The sequence below is a fragment of the Kitasatospora sp. NPDC050463 genome, from assembly GCF_040655255.1.
Lineage (GTDB): Bacteria > Actinomycetota > Actinomycetes > Streptomycetales > Streptomycetaceae > Kitasatospora.
Genome location: NZ_JBFAJO010000116.1, coordinates 1 through 18,463, shown reverse-complemented (window position 1 = coordinate 18,463; position 18,463 = coordinate 1). Strand labels below are relative to the sequence as shown.

At 72.7% G+C, this 18,463-nt stretch carries 10 protein-coding genes and 1 pseudogene; 3 read left to right on the top strand and 8 right to left on the bottom strand.

What is annotated here, in order from left to right; genetic code table 11:
• Window positions 1-317: 317 nt before the first annotated feature.
• From AB0J08_RS38355 to AB0J08_RS38340, 4 genes are all read right to left on the bottom strand, one after another.
• Window positions 318-1,931, bottom strand: coding sequence for a peptide chain release factor 3 (locus tag AB0J08_RS38355; RefSeq protein WP_360643718.1), 1,614 nt, complete (start codon window positions 1,929-1,931; stop codon window positions 318-320).
• A gap of 275 nt (window positions 1,932-2,206) precedes the next feature.
• On the bottom strand, window positions 2,207-2,509 hold the full coding sequence (locus AB0J08_RS38350) for a hypothetical protein (RefSeq protein ID WP_360643715.1): 303 nt from the start codon (window positions 2,507-2,509) through the stop codon (window positions 2,207-2,209).
• Window positions 2,510-2,606: 97 nt separating this feature from the next.
• Window positions 2,607-6,320, bottom strand: coding sequence for an RICIN domain-containing protein (locus tag AB0J08_RS38345; RefSeq protein WP_360643712.1), 3,714 nt, complete (start codon window positions 6,318-6,320; stop codon window positions 2,607-2,609).
• Between the two features lie 32 nt (window positions 6,321-6,352).
• Window positions 6,353-6,802: a peptidase inhibitor family I36 protein gene (locus AB0J08_RS38340; protein ID WP_360643709.1), complete on the bottom strand. Its 450-nt coding sequence runs from the start codon at window positions 6,800-6,802 to the stop codon at window positions 6,353-6,355.
• 274 nt (window positions 6,803-7,076) lie between these two features.
• Between AB0J08_RS38340 and AB0J08_RS38335 the strand changes: the two genes are divergently transcribed.
• Complete coding sequence (locus AB0J08_RS38335; RefSeq protein ID WP_360643706.1) at window positions 7,077-9,866, top strand: AAA family ATPase; 2,790 nt, start codon at window positions 7,077-7,079, stop codon at window positions 9,864-9,866.
• 11 nt (window positions 9,867-9,877) lie between these two features.
• Here AB0J08_RS38335 and AB0J08_RS38330 read toward each other — a convergent pair whose 3' ends face one another.
• Window positions 9,878-10,681, bottom strand: a complete 804-nt coding sequence (locus tag AB0J08_RS38330) for an alpha/beta fold hydrolase (protein WP_360643703.1) — start codon at window positions 10,679-10,681, stop codon at window positions 9,878-9,880.
• A gap of 181 nt (window positions 10,682-10,862) precedes the next feature.
• Between AB0J08_RS38330 and AB0J08_RS38325 the strand changes: the two genes are divergently transcribed.
• Entirely contained in the window at window positions 10,863-11,906 is a 1,044-nt protein-coding gene (locus AB0J08_RS38325) for an alpha/beta hydrolase (RefSeq protein ID WP_360643700.1), read from the top strand.
• Between the two features lie 29 nt (window positions 11,907-11,935).
• Here AB0J08_RS38325 and AB0J08_RS38320 read toward each other — a convergent pair whose 3' ends face one another.
• A complete protein-coding gene (locus tag AB0J08_RS38320) occupies window positions 11,936-14,656 on the bottom strand; it encodes an AAA family ATPase (protein WP_360643697.1) in 2,721 nt (906 codons plus the stop codon).
• A gap of 592 nt (window positions 14,657-15,248) precedes the next feature.
• The gene (locus AB0J08_RS38315) at window positions 15,249-16,349 is read right to left on the bottom strand and encodes a histidine kinase (protein WP_360643721.1); all 1,101 of its coding nucleotides are present in this window, start codon (window positions 16,347-16,349) and stop codon (window positions 15,249-15,251) included.
• 570 nt (window positions 16,350-16,919) lie between these two features.
• Here AB0J08_RS38315 and AB0J08_RS38310 point away from each other — a divergent pair.
• Window positions 16,920-18,272, top strand: coding sequence for a cation:proton antiporter (locus tag AB0J08_RS38310; RefSeq protein ID WP_360643694.1), 1,353 nt, complete (start codon window positions 16,920-16,922; stop codon window positions 18,270-18,272).
• Window positions 18,273-18,340: 68 nt separating this feature from the next.
• On the opposite strand, the pseudogene AB0J08_RS38305 reads toward AB0J08_RS38310, so the two are convergent.
• Window positions 18,341-18,463, bottom strand: a pseudogene (locus AB0J08_RS38305) (DNA-binding response regulator); the annotation flags it as partial.

Genomic DNA, 18,463 nt, shown 5'->3' with positions numbered 1-18,463 from the left:
AGCTCGCTGGGCTCATAACCCAGAGGTCGCAGGTTCAAATCCTGTCCCCGCTACTACACAACAAGGCCGGGCCCGACGCACTGTGTGCGTCGGGCCCGGCCTTGTTGTTGGTTCGGTCGGCAGTCGACCGCCCGGCTGGACGTCCGCGGAGGCGATCGTCTCGGCGGCACCCTCCGGCGTACCGACCTGCCGCATGACCTGCACGGACCAACCTATCGACACCCACAGGGGCGGCGCGCTCCGCAAGACCCCCGGCAGGGGCCGCATCAGGCGCCGTCCCCGTGCCAAGCCGCGCCGCCGTGCCGAGAGGTCGGTGATCAGTCCGCCGTGGCGATCAGCGGCTTCAGCAGGATGTCGGGCTGGGCGCGCTGGAAGGCGTTCAGGTGCCACTTGTCGGCGAACAGGGCCAGCAGCGCGCCGTCCGAGCGGCGGGTGAGCACCTCGCCGTTGGTCAGGCGGGCTTTGGCAAGGGCTGCGGCGCCGTCGGCGTCGGTGATCCGGGCCAGGCGGTAGGACAGCTGGTCGAGGAAGATCGGGGAAGAGAACTCATGCTCCATCCGGTGCAGGATCACGTCGAACTGCATCGGGCCGACCGCAGCCATGACCGGCGACTGGTCGCCACGCCGGTCGGAGACCAGCACCTGGATCACGCCTTCCTCATCGAGTTGGGCGACGCCCTTGCGGAACTGCTTGGAACGGCTGATGTCCTTGGGCCGTGCCACCGCGAAGTACTCGGGGGCGAAGGCGGGCAGCGGGGGGAATTCGGCCTTCTTGCCGGTGTAGAGGGTGTCGCCGACCCGCAGCGCGCTCGCGTTGATCAGGCCGACCACGTCGCCGGGGTACGCGGTGTCGACCACGGTGCGCTCGGCGCCGAAGACGGTGTGTGCGTACTTGGTTGCGAAGGAGCGGCCGCTGGCCGCGCGGGTGACGTGCATGCCGCGCTCGAAGACACCGGAGCAGACTCGGACGAAGGCGATCCGGTCGCGATGGGCCGGGTCCATGTTCGCCTGGATCTTGAACACCAGACCGGAGAACTCCTCGCCGACCTCGCGGCTGCCGCTCTTGGCCAGCGGGCGGGGCCCGGGAGCCGGAGCGAGGTCGACCACGGCGTCCAGCAGGGGCTTCACGCCGATGTTGGTCAGCGCGGCGCCGAAGAAGACCGGGCTGATCTTGCCGGCCTCGAAGGCCTCTTGGTCGTAGCCGGGGCCGGAGGAGAGCACCAGCTCGAGTTCCTCCAGCGCGGTCGTCCAGGCTTCGCCCTCCTGCTCGGCGGCCTTCTCGGAGGTGAGCTGCTCCTCGAGGGCGGCGTGCGTGCCGGCCGGCACCTTGGTGTAGCGCAGCATCTGCTCGGTGTTCCCCGCTTCGACCAGGCCGCGCAGGTTGCCGGCGTTGCCGACCGGCCAGACGACCGGGACGGGGGTGATCCCGAGGTGCGTCTCGATGTCCTCGAGCAGGGTGAGTGCGTCCCGGCCACGCCGGTCCCACTTGTTGATGAAGGTGATCACAGGGACGCCGCGATGGCGGCAGACCGCGAAAAGCTTGCGGGTCTGCTCCTCCAGGCCCTTGGCCGCGTCGACCAGCATGATCGCGCAGTCGACGGCGGCCAGCACCCGGTAGGTGTCCTCGGAGAAGTCGGCGTGGCCGGGGGTGTCGACCAGGTTCATCACGTGGTCGCGATAGCCGAACTGCAATGCGGCCGAGGTCACCGAGATACCGCGCTCGCGTTCCAACTCCATCCAGTCGCTGGTCACGCCGCGTCGGTCACCCTTGGCGTGCACCGCACCGGCAGAAGTGATCGCCCGCGCGTGCAGCGCCAGCGCCTCGGTGAGCGTGGACTTGCCCGCGTCCGGATGGCTGATCACGGCGAAGGTCCGTCGGCGGCCGGCCTCACGAAGGACCTGCGGGACGGGGACGGACTGTTCTGTGCTCACGTGTTTCCTCGGGTACGCATCGGCAGCAGGCCGGGTGACGCCTCTCCGTACCTGGTGAGCCGGGGATCAGGTCCACAGGCCCAAGAAGCGATAATAGGCTGCCGGACGGCGTGACCCCGAAATTCCCGTTCGCCGGCTGCTGCCCCGGCTCCTGCCAGGAGAACAGCGAACTGGCCGGAGTCGAAGCCGAGGCCGAGCCGGTCCAGGGTCCTCAGCCACAGGTCACCATCGCCCTGCGTCACCGGGCCGAGGCCAAGAGTCCCTCACCCGCCCGGTCAATCTGCGGCGGCTTCGTCGTCCACCGCCCTGACGGACTCCCTCTCCACCCCGATCACATCCTCGACCACCCACCAGCTCTGCCGCGAGTGCAGCGTCGCCCGCACCACCCTCCACGACCTGCGCCACCTCGTGGCCACCCTCGCCCTCACCACCGGCGTCGAGCTGACCATGGTGTCCAAGACCCGGCGACTCCACGATCTCCACCACAGCCACCATGTACGGCCCACCTCACCAAAGCCGCGGCCCGGCAAGCCGTCGACGCCATCGCCCAGCAACTCGACCGCGAAGAAGAACGCCACGCAATCATCAGGACCGTGTCCGGCATTCCCGGCGCAACGCGGCGGTGGCCGGCCGATCCGGAGATCGGCCGGCCACCGGGTGTACGGGCCGTGCGGGTTACTGGGTGGCCGGGTTGAAGATCCAGTGGAGCTTGGGGGCAGTGGAGGAGGGACTGCTGAGCTCCGTGTCGTCGGATACCGAACTCTTGGTGAGGTTCAGGTGCTCGGTCGGGCTGGTGTGGTTGGTCAGCAGGGTCCCGCTGCCGCCGTCGGGGGTCACGCACCACAGGTAGCCGTCGTCGTTGGGGCGGAAGTCTCCCATCGTGACGACGCTGCCCGCCTGCGGCTGCCCCGGACGGGCCGCCGTCGAGTTGACGTACTGCCCGCCGTTGACCAGGTAGTAGCAGAGCTCTCCACCGCTCCGGCCCGCGGGGATCACGCCGAACCGCTGGGTGCCGCGGTGCGTGTTCGGGGACAGGAACACCGATTGGGGTGCCGTGTCCAGGTCGTCGACCGAGAGCGCCGACGGCTGGGTCCCGCCGTCCGTCGAGACGATCTCGTCGAGGTTCGCCGCCTGACTGGGGGCCTGGAGGAACCAGCGCTGGGCGGCCGAGCCGTCGTAGTCGCGACCCGCGAGGTTCTGGCCCCGGCCGAGGTCCATGAGGAACTGCCGGGTGTGGTAATTCTGCAGGGTCCAGGTACCGTCGCCCTGGTCGACCGGCGCCCAGAGCTGGTCCACTGCCGGGTTCGGCCACAGCACCGTCCGCGCGTCGCGGGCGCCGCCCTCCTGCCCCAGGTAGCGGCCGGCGTAGGGCGCGGTGGCGTGGAACAGGCGGTAGTAACCGGGGTATTCGGGGTCGGCCGACAGGCTGAACGTCTGCGACGGGAGGTCGGCCCGGTTGATCGGCTGGTCGCCGACCACGTGGCTGCTGCCGGACGGACCGGCCACGTTGGTGGTGGCGGCGCTCTGCAGCACGGCCCCGACGGGCACGGTCGGCGCGGCCTGTTGCTGCGCCGGTGGCGGCGGGGCGGGCAGGTTGGTGAGGGTGAAGACGACGGGGTAGTGGTCCGACGCGATCAGGTTGGCCCGCGTGAGACCGGTGACGGCGGGCTGCGCCTGGGCCGTGGGAACGACGGCGTAGTCGATGGTCGAGGGACCCGTGTTGGTGGTGACCAGCGGCGTCGGACGCGTGGGCACGTCCGGGGCGTGGATGGTGAACTGCGGGTCGATCGCGCTGCGCAGGCTGTCCGGGACGCGGTTGTAGTCGCCCAGGGCGATCCACGGCCGGCCGGCCGCCTGGTCGCGGATGTTGAGCAGGAGCTGGGGGTCGTCGCTGCCGCTGCCCCCGGAGCTTCCGTGCACCGAGTAGTAGAGGACGCCGCCGACGTTGATGCCGAGCGCGGGCCGGGAGTCGATCCGGGTGTCGCGGTAGTGGCCCAACCGGGCCACGTACACGTCGTCCCGGGCGACCCGGGTGCGGCTGTAGACCGCCAGGTTGACCCGGCCGACCGTCCCCGCCCTCGGGGTGGTGTCCGTGCGCAGCCAGTACAGGTACCCCGTGGGCCGGGCCGCGGTTCCGAGCCGGTACTCCTGGACCGGGATGGTCTGCAGGTTGTTGTCGTAGTAGTCGATGTTGGCGGTGCTGATGTCCCCCAGGAACGTGCCGCCGCCGGGCGGGGCGCCGGCCTCCTGCAGCGCGATGATGTCGGCCCCGGCCTGCCCGAAGGCGTTCCCGTACAGCTGCGGCAGGTCGTTGGTGTACTTGTTGCCGTTCGCGGTGGGGGTGTCGGCACCCTGCATGTTCCAGGTGGCGACCTTGCGTTCGTCGCTGTCGCGCGGGTCGAGTCCGCCGGTGTTCGCCAGGAACAGCGACGGCCGCTTGCCCGCGTCGAGGGGCACCACGCCCTTGCCGGTGTAGTCCAGGGTCTCCCGGCCGGTCCAGTCCGGGATGGGCTGGCCGTCCTGGCTGAGCGGCTGGAACACGCGCGGCGCGCCGTTGGCGGAGCCGAACTGGTAGGCGGTGCCGGACTGCGTGCCGTACGGCGCGTACGGCTCGAAGGGCCCGCCCGGCGTCGCCTGTTTGGTCATCGTGTTGTTGTAGAAGACGTTCTGCGGGCCCGAGGAGCCGGACCACTTGACCGCCTTGGGGCCGGCCGCCCACCAGACCGGGTACCAGGTGCCCTGGTCGACCTCGCCGCCCTCGCCGCCGCAGTTGGTCTGGCAGTTGCCCGAGCGGTGCTCGTACGGGACCCGCAGGGTGTTCTGCTCGAACAGGTTGTTGTGCTCCCAACCGCCGTGCAGGTTCAGGTCCGAGTCGAGGTCGTTGCGGAAGGCGACGTTGCCGCTGGCCGACCACTGGAAGGTGAAGTGGCGCAGGTTGCGGCTGAGGTTGTAGGCGTACAGCGAGTCCCAGACCCGGCTGCCGCGCAGGTAGCCGTTGCCGCCCTTGCCCTTGTTCCAGGCGCCGTCGAAGCTGTTGCGTTCGATCTGGAGGTTGCGGGCGTCCTCGGTGACGATCGGGTGTGAGCCGGTCGTCTCGACCTTCAGCCCGCGCGCCCAGTCGTTGGCGGCCCACTTGAAGACGATGCCGTGCATCGCGTACTCGGGCGCCATGTTGCCGTAGTTGTGCACGGCCTGGGCGGGGGTCAGGTCGTAGGTGCCGCCGCCGAGCTTGGGCAGGCCGGTCATGTCCTGGGTGAAGGCGAAGTTCTCGAAGCCGACGCCCTGGACCACCTTCAGCGGGGTGACCTTGCTGGGGTACGGCTTGTCGCCCAGCGCCGCCGAGCCGTCCGAGGTGGAGTCGACCGGGAGGTCCCACTCCAGCGGGCGGTCCAGGGTGACCGTCTTCGCCGCGGCGTCGATCGCGGTGAGCCGGAACATCTGCTGCCGCATGTGCAGGTTGTCCATCTGGCTGCGGTCGGAGACGCCCTGCTGCTCGTAGAACTTGACGCTGTTGGCCGCGCCGACCCAGACGTAGCCGCCGAGGGAGAACTTCTTCATGTCGGCCTTGGCGTCCAGCTGCACCAGGTTCTGGCCCTGCCTGCCGGCCCAGCCGGGGTCGGCGGCCTGGGCGGCGACCTTGATGCCGGAGGCCCAGTGCTGGTTGACGCTGCCTTCGAAGATGTCCTTGCGGTTCGCCGGGGCGGCGGCCCAGTCGTCCTGGTAGCGCTCGGCGATGTCGCGGGTCTGGACGCGGAACAGGCCGCGGCCCGGCCAGATCCAGCCGCCGGTGCCGACGTCGCTGCCGCTGCCGGCCTTCATGCTGTCCTGGTCCCAGCGGCCGTTGACCAGGGTGTCGTAGCGGGTGTCGATGTCGGGTCGGAACACCAGGCGGGTGCCGCCGTCGCCGGAGCCCTGGCCGCGCAGGACGAGGTAGTCGGCGTCGACGTAGATCTGCCGGGACACGTCGATCCGGCCCGCGGGAAGCGAGATCAGCGAGAGCCGGTTGAAGTTCGCGTTCGGCGAGCAGCCGGCCTTGACGTCGTCGACGGCCTTCTGCAGGCCGGTGGTGTCGTCGGCGCCGTCGTTCGCCCGTACGCCGTACTTGGCGGCGAGCACGTCCGGGGTGATCCGGCAGCCGGCGTCGTCGGTCAGGTCGCCGTCGCCGGGCAGCGGCAGGCCGCCCCGGAAGCCCACCCGCGACCAGTCCGGCAGGCCCGCGGGCGGGGTGGTGCGGTTGACGTAGGTCAGGTCCGGGCCCTCGGCGCCGGGGCCGGCCGTGACCGCGGCGACGGGGGCCGCCGTGGCGGGGGCGGTCGCGGAGAGGGCGGGCAGGGTGAGGGAGAGCAGCAGGCCGGACAGCAGTACGGCCGCCGGTCGTAGTCGTTTCACGGGACTTCCTTCCGGGTCACCCGAGGCGGTCGTCACGGGCAGTAGAACTGGAGGGAGGAGATCCGGTCGTTGTTGTAGGACTCGGAGGTGCCGGCGCCGTAGTCGCTGGTGGCGCCCCAGTTCCAGGTCCCCGTGTAGTCCAGGTCGGAGGGGTGGAGTTCGCCGTACGGGTCGTCCCAGAACTTGACCGAGCACTGCGAGTTGTTGATCCAGGACGAGACCTGGTTGTCGGCCAGGTCCCCGTTCAGGAAGTGCACCTTGGTGAGCCGCACGATCGCCTGGTTGCCGCCGGCGGGCGGCGGCGTGACGATCGCCTTCGAACCCAGCCCGCCACCGTTCTGGTAGAGGCAGAGCGCCCACGCCGGGCAGCCGTCGTAGGGCGGGTTCTCCGCGGCCGCCGGGGTCGCCGTGGCGAACAGCGCCGCGCCGGCCAGGCCGGCGGCGACGGCGGCGGTCTTCAGCCGGAGGGAGGTGGGAGCCATGATGGGACTCGCTTTCGAGGTCGGCCCGTATCGCCGATACGGGCGGGGGGAACAGCGGCTCAACTGTCCGTGACGGGTACGCGACGGCACATCAGTCATTCGACTGCAGGATGCGGATGGCCGGTCACCTCAGTCGGTCGGCCGCTCTCGGTCGGGGCCGCACGGACCAGGGCCCGGGTAGTCACCAGGGTCCGTCCCTGGGGCGATGGACCCGTGTTCCCGGGATCGTCGGCGGCGGGTGCCGATCGGTGTCGGAAGAGAAAGTGGGCCAGCCATGGAATCCAGCAACCCGCCACTGGTGGGCCGGGAACGCGAGCAGGCCGCGATCGCGGCGTTCGTGACGTCTGCCGCGGGCCACGCCCTGGTACTGCGGGGGGAGACGGGGGTCGGCAAGACCTCATTGCTGAACCACGCCGTCGCCCTGGCGGAACGGGAGGGCCAGAGCGTCATCCGCGCCGCCGGTGTCGAGGCGGAGTCCGAGCTGCCCTACGCCGGGCTGCACCAGTTCCTCCATCCACTGCTCGGCGAGGCCGCACAGCCGGACGACGGGAGCCGGGCGGTGTTCGACGCCGTCTTCGGCCCCGCCGTCGGCCGGGCCGAGGGGGACCCGCCGTCGGTCATGCGGCTCGGCATCGCGCTCCTCGGCCTGCTGGGCCGGGCGACGGCGCGGCAGCCGCTGCTGGTGGTGCTGGACGACGGGCAGTGGCTGGACGACTCCAGCGCCGACATCTGCGGCTTCGTGGGCCGGCGCCTGGCCGGCAGCCGGATGAAGCTGCTGATCGCGCTCCGCACGGACCTCGCCTCGCGCTTCGACACCGCCGCACTTCCCGAGCTGTGCGTCGCCGCACTCCCCGACGAGGACGCGGCGCTGCTGCTGGACCGCCGCCACCCGGCGTTGGACCGGCAGCTCCGCCGGACGGTGCTGGAGCAGGCCCGGGGAAACCCGCTGGCGCTGCTGGAACTGCCCGCCCACCTCGCCGGCCCGGCCGGCGAGCCGACGGTGGCCGACGGGCAACCGGTGGCCGGTCCCGTTGCGCCGCACGGCATGTCGCTGCCCCGGCGGCTGCAACAGCTGTACGGTGCCCGGATCGCAGCCCTTGACGACACCGTCCGGGCCGAGCTGCTGCTGGGCGCCCTGGACGGCGTCGGCACCCGGTCCGACGGCGGCCCGCCCGGTGCGCGCTACCGCATGCGCGAAGCCGACGAGGCCGTGGCCGCCGGGCTGCTCGACGTCGACCCGGCCACCGACGACCTCACCTTCCGGCACCCGCTCGTGCGCTCCGCCGTCGTTCAACTGGCCACCCCCAACCAGCGCCGCGCCGCCCACCAGCAGCTGTCCCGGTTCCACCGGGAGAACCTCGAACGCCGGGCGACGCACCTGGCCGCGGCCACCGTCGACCCCGACGAGGAGGCGGCCGGCGTCCTGGAGGCAGCGGCCGGGTCGGCGACCCGGCGCGGCGGCGCGCTGGCGGCCGTGGCCTGGCTGACCCGCGCCGCGGAGTTGAGCGAGAACCACACCGACCGGTCCCGCCGGCTGTCCCAGGCGGCCTTCGTCGCGGGCCACGCCGCCCGCCTCGGCCAGGCGCAGCGGATCCTCCGGGCGGGCTGCACCGCCGGCCAGGCGGAGCCGCCGGCCGCCGTCCTGGCCTCCGCCTACCAGGCGTTCTACCAGGACGGGGACGTCCGCTCCACCCAGCGTCAGGTCACCGCCGCGATCGAGCAGTCGCGCGGGAGCTCTGAGCCCGAGGAGGTCCTCACCCGGCTGGTAACCCTGCTGCTGGCGATCAATCAGTACGCCGGGGAGTCCGGTACCTGGGAGCGCACCCACGAGCTGCTCGCCTCCCTGGGCGGCCTGGTCACCGGCCGCACCCGGATCTACAGCGCCGTCTGGAGCGACGTGCTCCGGTACGGCGCCGCATGCGCCGAGGCGGTGGAACGGGCAACCACCGAGCTGCCGGCCCTGGAGCCCTGGGAGGTGACGCGGCTGGCCGTGGCCGCGTACCACCTCGACCTGCTGGGCCGGTTCCGCCCGTACCTCCAGCGCGTGGTGGACCGCGAACTGGACACCGGGGCCGCGGCCAGCGGCATGGTGATGCTGCACCTGATCATGCTCGACCAGATCGCGGTCGGTGAGTGGGAGGAGGCCGAGGAGACCGGTCAGCGGGTCCTGGCCCTGGCCTCCGAGCACGGACACGAGCTGTTCGCGGTGCAGAGCCGCGCCTACCTGGCCCAGCTGTCGGCGCTGCGCGGGCAGCTCGGTCGAGCACGGGACCTACAGGCCGAGGTCGATGCCTGGGCACGACCGCGCGGACTGGGGTTCCTCACCCAGCTCGCCGACTCCGTCGGCGCGACCGCCGCCCTGAGCGCCGGCGACTACGAGGCCGCGTACCTGTACGCCATCGGCATCACGCCGCCGGGCACCTTCCGGCCCTACACCTACCAGGCTTCGCGCACCCTGCTCGACCTCGTCGAGGCCGCCCGGCACTCCGGCCGGGTCGAGCAGGCCAGGGTCCACGCCCTGGCCGCGCGCGACGCCGGACTACCGGAGGTGTCACCCCGCCTGGCGCTGATCACCTACGGCGCGCTGGCGATGACCGCCGGGAGCGACGCGGAGGCCGGCGAGCTGTTCGCGCGGGCCGAAGCTCACCCGGAGGCCGCCCGCTTCCCGTTCGAGCTGGCCCGGATCCGGTTGGCCCACGGCGTGCGGGTCCGTCACGTCCGGGGCCGGGTGGCGGCTCGGCAGTACCTCGTCCCGGCTGCCGAGGCGTTCGAGCGGCTCGGTGCCGCCGGCTGGGCCGAGCGGGCCCGGGCCGAGCTGCGGGCCGCCGGGACCGCACCCCCCCGCACCTCGACGCCGGATCTCGCTCCGCTGACCTGGCAGGAACGCCGGATCGCGGACCTGGCGGCCGGCGGGCTGACCAACAAGGAGATCGGCGCCCGGATGCACCTGTCGCCGCGCACCGTCAGCTCGCACCTGTACCGCGCCTTCCCGAAGCTGGGCATCACCACCCGGGCGGCGTTGCGCGATGCCCTGAGCCGGACCGAAGCCGTCTCGCAGGCGTGACGGGGCCGCGCTCAGCCCTCTGCCGCTCCCGCGGCCGGCGGCTCGACGCCGTTGGCGGCCAGCCAGGCGAGCACCTGGTCGGCGACGGCGGGCCAGCCGCTGTCGACCACGAGCGAGTGGCCCCGGTCCGCGTACTGCTTGAGGCCGGTGACGGCGGTGGAGTCGCCGTAAAGCTTGTAGACGGAGCGGGTACCGGCGTCGGAGGCCAACCGGTCCTCCTGGCCGGACACCAGCAGCAGCGGCCCTCGGGTGGCGTTGCCGGTGACGGCGGCGACGCCGGTGACGCCGGTGACTGCGGGTCCGAGGTCCGCGAGCAGCCGGCTCGGGGCCGGGACGGCATGCCGCTCGAAGAGCGTCGCGGCCTCGTCCTCCCCGACCGCGTTGGCGACCAGGTACCGGAACCGGGACGGCGAGAGCGACACGAAGCCCTGCTGGCCGTCCGATCCGTCCTCTCCGGCCGCCCCGTCCTGGACGATCGACCACGGCATGGGCGCGAGGGCCACCGCCGCTCGGCCGAGGCCGGCGCCGAGGAGCCGCTGGACGACGAGACCGCCGGCCCCGTGGCCGATCAGGAGCGGAGGGGTACCGAAGGAGCGCACGATCCTCGCGTGGTGGTCGGTGAGCGCGTCGAGTCCGAGGTCCCGCAGCGGTCCCGGATCGCGGCGCACCCGCGCCACGGTGTCCGCCTCGCCGGGCCAGCCCGGGACGCACACCTCGAAGCCGTACGCCGCGAACCGCTCCGCCCAGCCCTCCCAGCACGAGCTGTGGAACCACGCACCGTGGACGAAGACTGCGGGGGTTCTGTGCACGGCCATGCCTTCCGGTTGCGTACGACGGCCTCAAGCGTCGACGTCGGCCGGCGCGGCGGAAACAGTCAAATGACTGAACTTCACGATCCGACAGGTGTCATGTCCCACGACGTCAGGTGACGGATGCGCACCGGCCCGAACCGGCACGACAGTGGAGCCGTCAGCAGCCGTCCGGAAAGGATCAAACGTGATCAACAGGCGTACGTTCACCAAGGCGGTCGGCCTGGGCATGAGCGCCACCGCTCTGCCCCTCGGCTCCGCGGCCGCCGCCGACCGGCCCGGCCGCCCCGCCCCCGTCGTGCCGACCATCACCCCGGGCACGCACACCGCCTTCACCGAGCTGCGGCGGCTCCGGGCCGGCGTGCTCGACATCGGCTACGCCGAGGCCGGACCCGCGGACGGCCCGGTGGTCGTCTGCCTGCACGGCTGGCCCTACGACATCCACAGCTTCGTGGACGTGGCCCCGCTGCTGGCCGACGCCGGATACCGGGTGATCGTGCCGTACCTGCGCGGCCACGGATCCACCACCTTCGTATCGCCGACGACGGTCCGCAACGCGCAGCAGTCCGCGATCGCGCTCGACATCCTCGCCCTCCTGGACGCCCTGAAGATCCACCGGGCGGTGCTGGCGGGCTTCGACTGGGGCTCGCGGACCGCCGGCATCATCGCAGCGCTCTGGCCGGAGCGGGTCAGGGCCCTGGTGTCGGTGAGCGGATACCTCGTCACCGACGTCCGGGCGCAGCGGAACCCGCTGCCACCGAAGGCCGAGCACACCTGGTGGTACCAGTACTACTTCGCCACCGACCGCGGCCGCAGCGCCATGGAGAACCCGCAGTACCGGCGCGACCTGGCCCGGCTGCTCTGGGACGAGGTCTCCCCGACCTGGGACTTCGACGACGCCACCTTCGGGCGCACCGCCGCCGCCTTCGAGAACCCCGACTACGCCGCGATCGTGGTCCACAACTACCGCTGGCGCCTCGGCCTGGCCGACGGCGAGCGCCGCTACGACCGCTACGAGCATCTGCTCGCGGCCCGCCCGACCATCGGCGTCCCGACCATCACCCTGGACCCCGCCCTCGACCCCTTCCTGCCCTCGACCGACGGCCAGGGGTACCGGAAGTACTTCACCGGCCCGTACGAGCACCGGGTGCTCACCGACGTCGGACACAACGCACCCCAGGAGGCACCGTCCGCCTTCGCCCGGGCCGTGCTGGACGCCGACCGCCTGTGACCCCGGCAGCCCCGGCTCTCGATTCGCCCTCAGCGGCCGGACAGCGCCCCGTCCAGCTCGCGCCGGGAGGTGATCCCCATCCGCGCGAAGACCTTGCGCAGGTGCCACTCGACCGTGCGGGGGCTGAGGAACAGCTGCGCGCCGATCTCCGCGTTCGAGTGCCCGGCGACCACCAGCCGGGCGATCTGGGTCTCCTGGGGCGTCAGGACCGGTGCGCCGACGGCCCGCCTGCGGACGGTCTCGCCGGTGGCGAGCAGCTCCCGCCGGGCCCGCTCCGCGAACGCCTCCATGCCCATCGTCACGGAGGCCTCGTACGCCGCCCGCAGCTCGGTGCGGGCCCCGGCCCGCCGGTTCCGACGGCGCAACCACTCCCCGAGCAGCAGCCGGGTGCGGGCCACGAACACGTCGAGCCCGCCCCGGCCGAAGTGATCGATCGCCTCGCGGTAGCGGTCCTCGGCCTGCTCGTCCGCTCCGGTCAGGGCGTCGGCGACCGTCTTCGCACCCAGCGCCCAGGGCGTGCCGGACCGGCTCCAGTCAGCCAGCCGCTCGCGCGCCCGCGACGCCACAGCCGACTCGCCGACCCGGCTCGCCGCCTCGACCAACTCGCCGCAAGTCCAGTGGTGGACGACGAGGTCCTGGTACTCCACTCCCCGGAGCGCCGCCTCCAGCGCGGCCGGGTGGTTGCCCAGGCCGTTGTGGAGCACCGCCCGCGCGCAGACCGCCATGGCGGTCAGCCGGCCCAGCCCGTGCTGCTCGCCCTCCCGCTCGGTGGCCTCGATCACCTCCAGCGCCGACCGCTCCCGCCCCCGGTACCCGCTCAGCAGGGCCGTCGTAGCCATCCGCGTCGCCCGGCCGGTGGCCTCCTCCACGTTCGCCCCCTCGGCCAGCAGGTCCCACGCCTCGGAGAAGCGGCCCACGTAGCCCAGCGAGGCCGCCCGGTAGGGCAGCGCCGAGGAGAGGACCGAAAGGGCGCCGGTCGTCCGGGCGAACCGGATCGCCCGGTCGGTGATGTCCAGCCACGTCGCCAGGTCACCGAGCTCCACGGCCGCGCTCGCGGCCGGCCAGAGCACGGCCAGGTCCTCGTCGTCCGTGACGGAGCGCAGCGCCCGTGCCAGCAACGGGAAGGCTGCGACGGGTCCGTCGAGGGTCCAAGTGACCAGGGCGCGCAGGAAGAATCCGGCCGTATCCTCGCCCGGCGGCAGGTCGCGGGCGGCCTCGGCGGCCCGCCGCAGCCCGCCCTCGTCGAGCCGCCCCGCCCAGATGGCCGCGCCGAAGGCCGAGAGGTAGGTCTCGCGCGCGGCGGCCGGGTCGAGCTCCCTGAGCTTCTCCGCCGCCGCGAGCAGCGGCGGTATCGCCCCGCGCCCGGGGTTGGTCATGGCCGACGCCTTGGCCCGCAGCCTGTTGGCGTTGGCCTGCTGCAGCCCGTCCAGCGGTCCCAGTTCGGCGGCTGCGAGCAACTCCGGCACCCCGGCCGGTGCGCCCGCGTCGAGATTCGCCCCGGCTGCGGCCAGCGCCCGCCGGGCCCGCTCCCCCGGCTCGGGGCTGAGCGCCGCGGCACGTTCCAGAAAGGAGGCGGCCGCCGCCCGGCCGCCTCGGGCCAACGCCCGGTCGGCGGAGCGTTCCAGCGCGGCGGCGACCTGCTCGTTCGGTCCGACGGCGGCGTGTGCCAGGTGCCAGGCGCGCCGGTCGGGATCGCGCTCGGCGTCGGTGGCCTCGGCGAGCGCGCCGTGCACCGCCCGCAGGAGGTCGGTGTCGGCGCCGTGCCAGGCCGCCGAGCGCACCAGCGGGTGCCGGAACCGCACCGGGGTGCCCAGCCTGATCAGTCCGACGGCCTCGGCCGCCGCCGCCGCGTCGGGCCCGATGCCCAGCAGGCGCAGCGCCCGCCGGAGCAGCAGTTCGTCGCCGACCGGCTCGATGGCCGCGAGCAGCAGGAGGGTGCGGGTCTCTGCGGGCAGCCCGTCGATGCGCCGGCGGAAGCCCTCCTCGACCCGGGTCGCCAACGGGGCGACGCCGTGTCCGCCGAAGCCGAAGGCCAGTTCCGCCGGCGACAGGCCCTGCGGCAGTTCGAGCAGAGCGAGCGGGTTCCCCCCGGTCTCGGCGACGATCCGGTCCCGTACCCGCGGGTCGATCGGCCCGGGCAGCGCCGAGTCGAGCAGGGCCCGGGCGTCCGCGTCGGCCAGCCCGCGCAACGGGAGGTCCGGCAGGCCGGAGAGGCGCTCCTCCCCGGTGACCCGCTCGGCGAACACCAGCGCCACCGATTCGGCGTCCAGCCGGCGGCCGACGAACCCCAGGATCCGGAAGGACATCAGGTCCAGCCACTGCGCGTCGTCGACCAGGCAGACCAGCGGGGTCTCGGCCGCCGCCTCGGCGAGCAGGCCGAGGACGGCCATCCCGACCAGCAGCAACTCGGGCGCGGGCCCGGCACTGAGGCCGAAGGCGACCCGGAGCGCGTCCTGCTGCACCTGCGGCAGCCGGTCGAGGTGCGACAGCAGCGGAGCACACAGGCGTTGCAGGCCCGAGTACGCGAAGTCCGACTCGGCTTCGGTGCCGACCGTGCGCACGATCTGCATCCCCGGCATCCGGCGCACCTGCGCGGCCAGGTGGTCGAGCAGCGCGGACTTCCCGATCCCCGCTTCGCCACGCAGCACCAGCACTCGGCTCCGCCCGTCGCGCACCTCGCGCAGCAGGACGCCCAGGGCATCCAATTCGCGCTGTCGTCCGAGCAGTCGGCGCTTCGTTTCCCGCCCCATTGCTTCCTCCGCCGCCCGCCCCCTTCCGGAGACGCTTCGCCCCCATCCTACGGACATCCCGCAGCGCTCGAAATCATCCGACTCGACGTCAGGTGGGCACTGCCCCGGCGCCAGTCCCCCAGCGTCCGCCGGCGCGGCAGCTCATCGGGTCCTCGCGGTAACGGCACCTGCGGGCAGGACGGCCAAGGCGAGTACGCCGCTGGTGAGGGCGAGGGCGGGGTGGCTGGTGGCGTCGTCCTGGGCGGCGAGTCGTCGAACCGCTGTGCGTCTCTGCTGCGCACCCGGGTCGAGACGGTCCCGCACGACCAACAGCCGGCGTTGGTGTCGACCAGCCAGAGAAACCTTCGGGTGCAGGGGTCGGCGTGAGAGCGTCAGGCCGGGCCGGTGGCAGTCGTCGATCAAGTGCGGGCGAGGCTCGAATTCCGCCGCTCCACGGCCGGTTCAGGGTCGCTGCCGTCCGGGCGTCCTGACAGCGCCGGTCGGTTAACAGCCTGAAAAGTCAAGGGACTTGGCCCGCCCCAGTGGCAGGCCTGAGCCCGGACACACTCCGCCCGTGGTCGGGCTCGGCGCGACCGGCAGCAGCGTGGTCGTCTCAGTCGCCATTGGCGGCTAGGGGGATGCGCAGGCTGACCCGGTATCCGCCTTCGGGGGTCGGGCCGGATTCGAGGGTGCCGTGCAGGATCTCGGCGCGTTCGCGCAGGCCGATCAGTCCCTGGTGGGAGCCGGGCAGAGCCAGCGACGGGCGGGCCGGGACTCCGTTGGTGACGGTCACTCCGACGTCCGCACCGTCGTGCCAGAGTTCGACGGTGGCGGTGGCGCCAGGGGCGTGCTTGCGGGCGTTGGTCAGCGCCTCCTGGACGGTCCGGTAGACGGCCCGCTGGGCGGGTGCGCCGAGGGCGGGTGGCAGTCCGCCGGTCAGCCGGGTTTCGATGCCGCTGGAGTCCACGAGCCGGTGCAGGTCGGCCAGGGTCGGCTGGGGGGTCAGTTCGGTGTCGCGGCCGCCGGAGGCGCGCAGCAGTCTGACCATGGTGCGCAGTTCGTCGAGCGTGGTGACGCTCAGGGAGCGGATGGTGCGGGCGGCGTCCTTGGCGTCCGCGTCCTTGGTGGAGACCTGGAGCGCCCCGGCGCGTACGGCGATCAGGCTGACCTGGTGGGAGACCACGTCGTGCATCTCGCGGGCGAGTTGGGCGCGTTCGCGGGCCAGGACGGTCTGGGCGTGCAGGATCCGTTCGTGTTCCCTGGCCTCTTCGGTCTCGATCATCTGCCGTTCCAGGTCGCGGCGGGTCTGGACGAGTTGCCCGAACAGGACGGCGGCGGCCGCGGTGGCCAGGCTGTAGACGAAGGTGACCAGGGTGAAGGTGCGGCTGACCTCGAACGGACCGCCGAGCGACCAGGGGATGATGCTGGCGAGCGCGGTGCCGAGGGCGCAGAGCGCGAGCAGTCGGCGGTTGCGGGAGCGCTCGGCCAGGGTGAACAGCGCCACGAGGGGCGCGAGCGCGATGTCGTCCTGGGTGAAGGCGATCGGCAGGGTGAGCAGCAGGACAGCGAGGGGGAACCTGCGACGCAGTGCCAGCGCGGCGCAGGCGAGCCCGGCCAGGGCCAGGTCGAACGGCGCCGGGTCCTCCGTGAGGTTCAGCCAGCTGTCGATGCCCGCCGCCACGACCAGGGTGCCGTCCACGACGGGAGCGGGCACCCGGGCCCACAGTGTGCGGGCCCGCCCGGTCGCGGGCGCTTGCGGTCGGAGCCCGTCGGCCGCCGCGCGGGTCACCGTGGCCTCCTGGTCCGTCATCGCCTCCCTGTTCATCCGTACTGCCTCGCCTTCGCTCTGTTCCTTCTTTGCCGCCTGGCCCCAGGTCGTGGTCCCCGAGGCGGCCGCCCGACCGGTGCGGCCCGGCTGCGTCGGTCCGCGACCGCTTCCGACCCGTTCCGTCGGGGCCGACCTTAATGCCTGGGTGCCGACGCGGCGGGGGCCGGGCGGCAGCTCCGGCCACCCGGCGGGGTGTTCTCATCCGGTCGGCAGGGGGCGCCCGCCGGCCCCGAGGGTGTTCCGCCGGTCGGCGGGGGTGTTCCCGGCGGTCGGCGGAGTGACCGGAAGCGGATCCTCCGGTGGGATGGGGACGGTCGACCTCGACACGCGTCGGCGGCCCGCGGCAGCTGCGCCCGTCCGGGCCGTGCCCGGCATGTACTGAAGACCGACGGACACCCGTTCGCCCGGCGGGGCGGCGGGTGTCACCTCTGTTCCCCCTCGGAAGCGGACCTTGCCTTGTTGATCCCTGTCCTGATCGTGATCACCGCGGTGGTGGCCGGCTGGTCGCTCGTCGCCGGACGGCTGGAACGCCGGCACGTACGGGCGCCGCTGGTGCTGGTGCTCGCGGGCGTGGTCACCGGCCTGTTCACGCACAGTGAGATCGCCGCCGCCCTGAACTCCGAGGTCGCCCAGCGGGTGGCGGAGATCATCCTGGCGGTGCTGCTGTTCGTGGACGCCACCGAGCTGCGCGGCGGGCGGCTGTTCGGCCGGGACCCGCGCTCGGCCGCCCGGGTCCTGCTGGTGGCCCTGCCGCTGAGCCTCGGCGCGACGGTCCTGCTCGGCGGCCTGCTGCTGCCCGAACTGCCGTTCGCGGTGCTGCTGCTGATCGCCTGCGTCATCATCCCGACCGACTTCGCCCCGGCCGAGATCCTGGTCCGCGACCGGCGGATCCCGGCGCGGGTGCGCAGCGTGCTCAACGTGGAGAGCGGCTACAACGACGGCATCGTGTCGCCGATCTTCCTGTTCGCGCTGGTGCTGGCCGGGTCGACGACCGAGAAGCGCACACCGCTGGAGGCGCTGGGTACCACCGTGCCGTTCGCCGTCAAGGCGCTGGTGGTCGGTGCGTTGGTGGGTGCGCTGCTCGCCTGGCTGATGAACCTCGCCCAGCGCGCGCACTGGATGACCGACCAGTCCCGGCGGATCATGGTGCTGATCGTGCCGCTGCTGGCCTACACCTCGACCACCGCCGTGCACGGCAACGGCTTCGTCGCCTCGTTCGTGGCCGGTGTCGCCTTCCGGTACGTCCGGCGGGCGCCGGAGCGCCACGGCGGCGCCGCGCCGGTCGGCTCGGACTTCCAGCTGATCGAGGACACCAACGCCATGATGACCATGGTGATGTGGTTCTTCTTCGGCAACGCGGTGGTGCTGACGTTCAGCCTCGGCCTCGACTGGTCGGTGCTGGTGCTGTGCGTGGCGGCGCTCACCGTGCTGCGGATCGTGCCGGTGCTGCTGTCCTTGCTCGGCTCCCGGTTCAGCGGGCGCGAGCGGCTGATGGTCGGCGCGCTCGGACCGCGCGGCACCACCTCGATCGTGTTCGGCCTGCTCGCCTTCAACGCCCTCCCGGACGGACCGGGCGCCAACACCGCGCTCGACGCGATGGTCCTCGTCGTGCTCGGCAGCATCCTGTTGCACGGCGGCGGGTCGATGGCCATCGCCCGCGTGCTGCGCGGCAAGGCGCAGGACCGCAAGGACACGGGAGCGGACAGCGAGCCCGCAATGGATGCGACGGACAAGGGGGCACACGGAACCGCCGCGGCCTTCGGAGGCGTGGGGGCCGGGCCAGGGCTTCCGGTCGCGCCGGAGGCATGACCCCGGCGGCCGTCGGCGGACCCGGACCGCGAGTGACCGGCCGCGTCCTGCCCTCACGGGTCCGCCGTTCACTCCCGGTCCGGGCCGCCCAGCAGGCCCGCGCGCTGGGCGAGCAGCGCGGCCTGCACCCGCCCGCCGACCCGCAGCTTGGTGAGGATCGCGCTGACGTGGTCCTTCACGGTGCCCGTTCC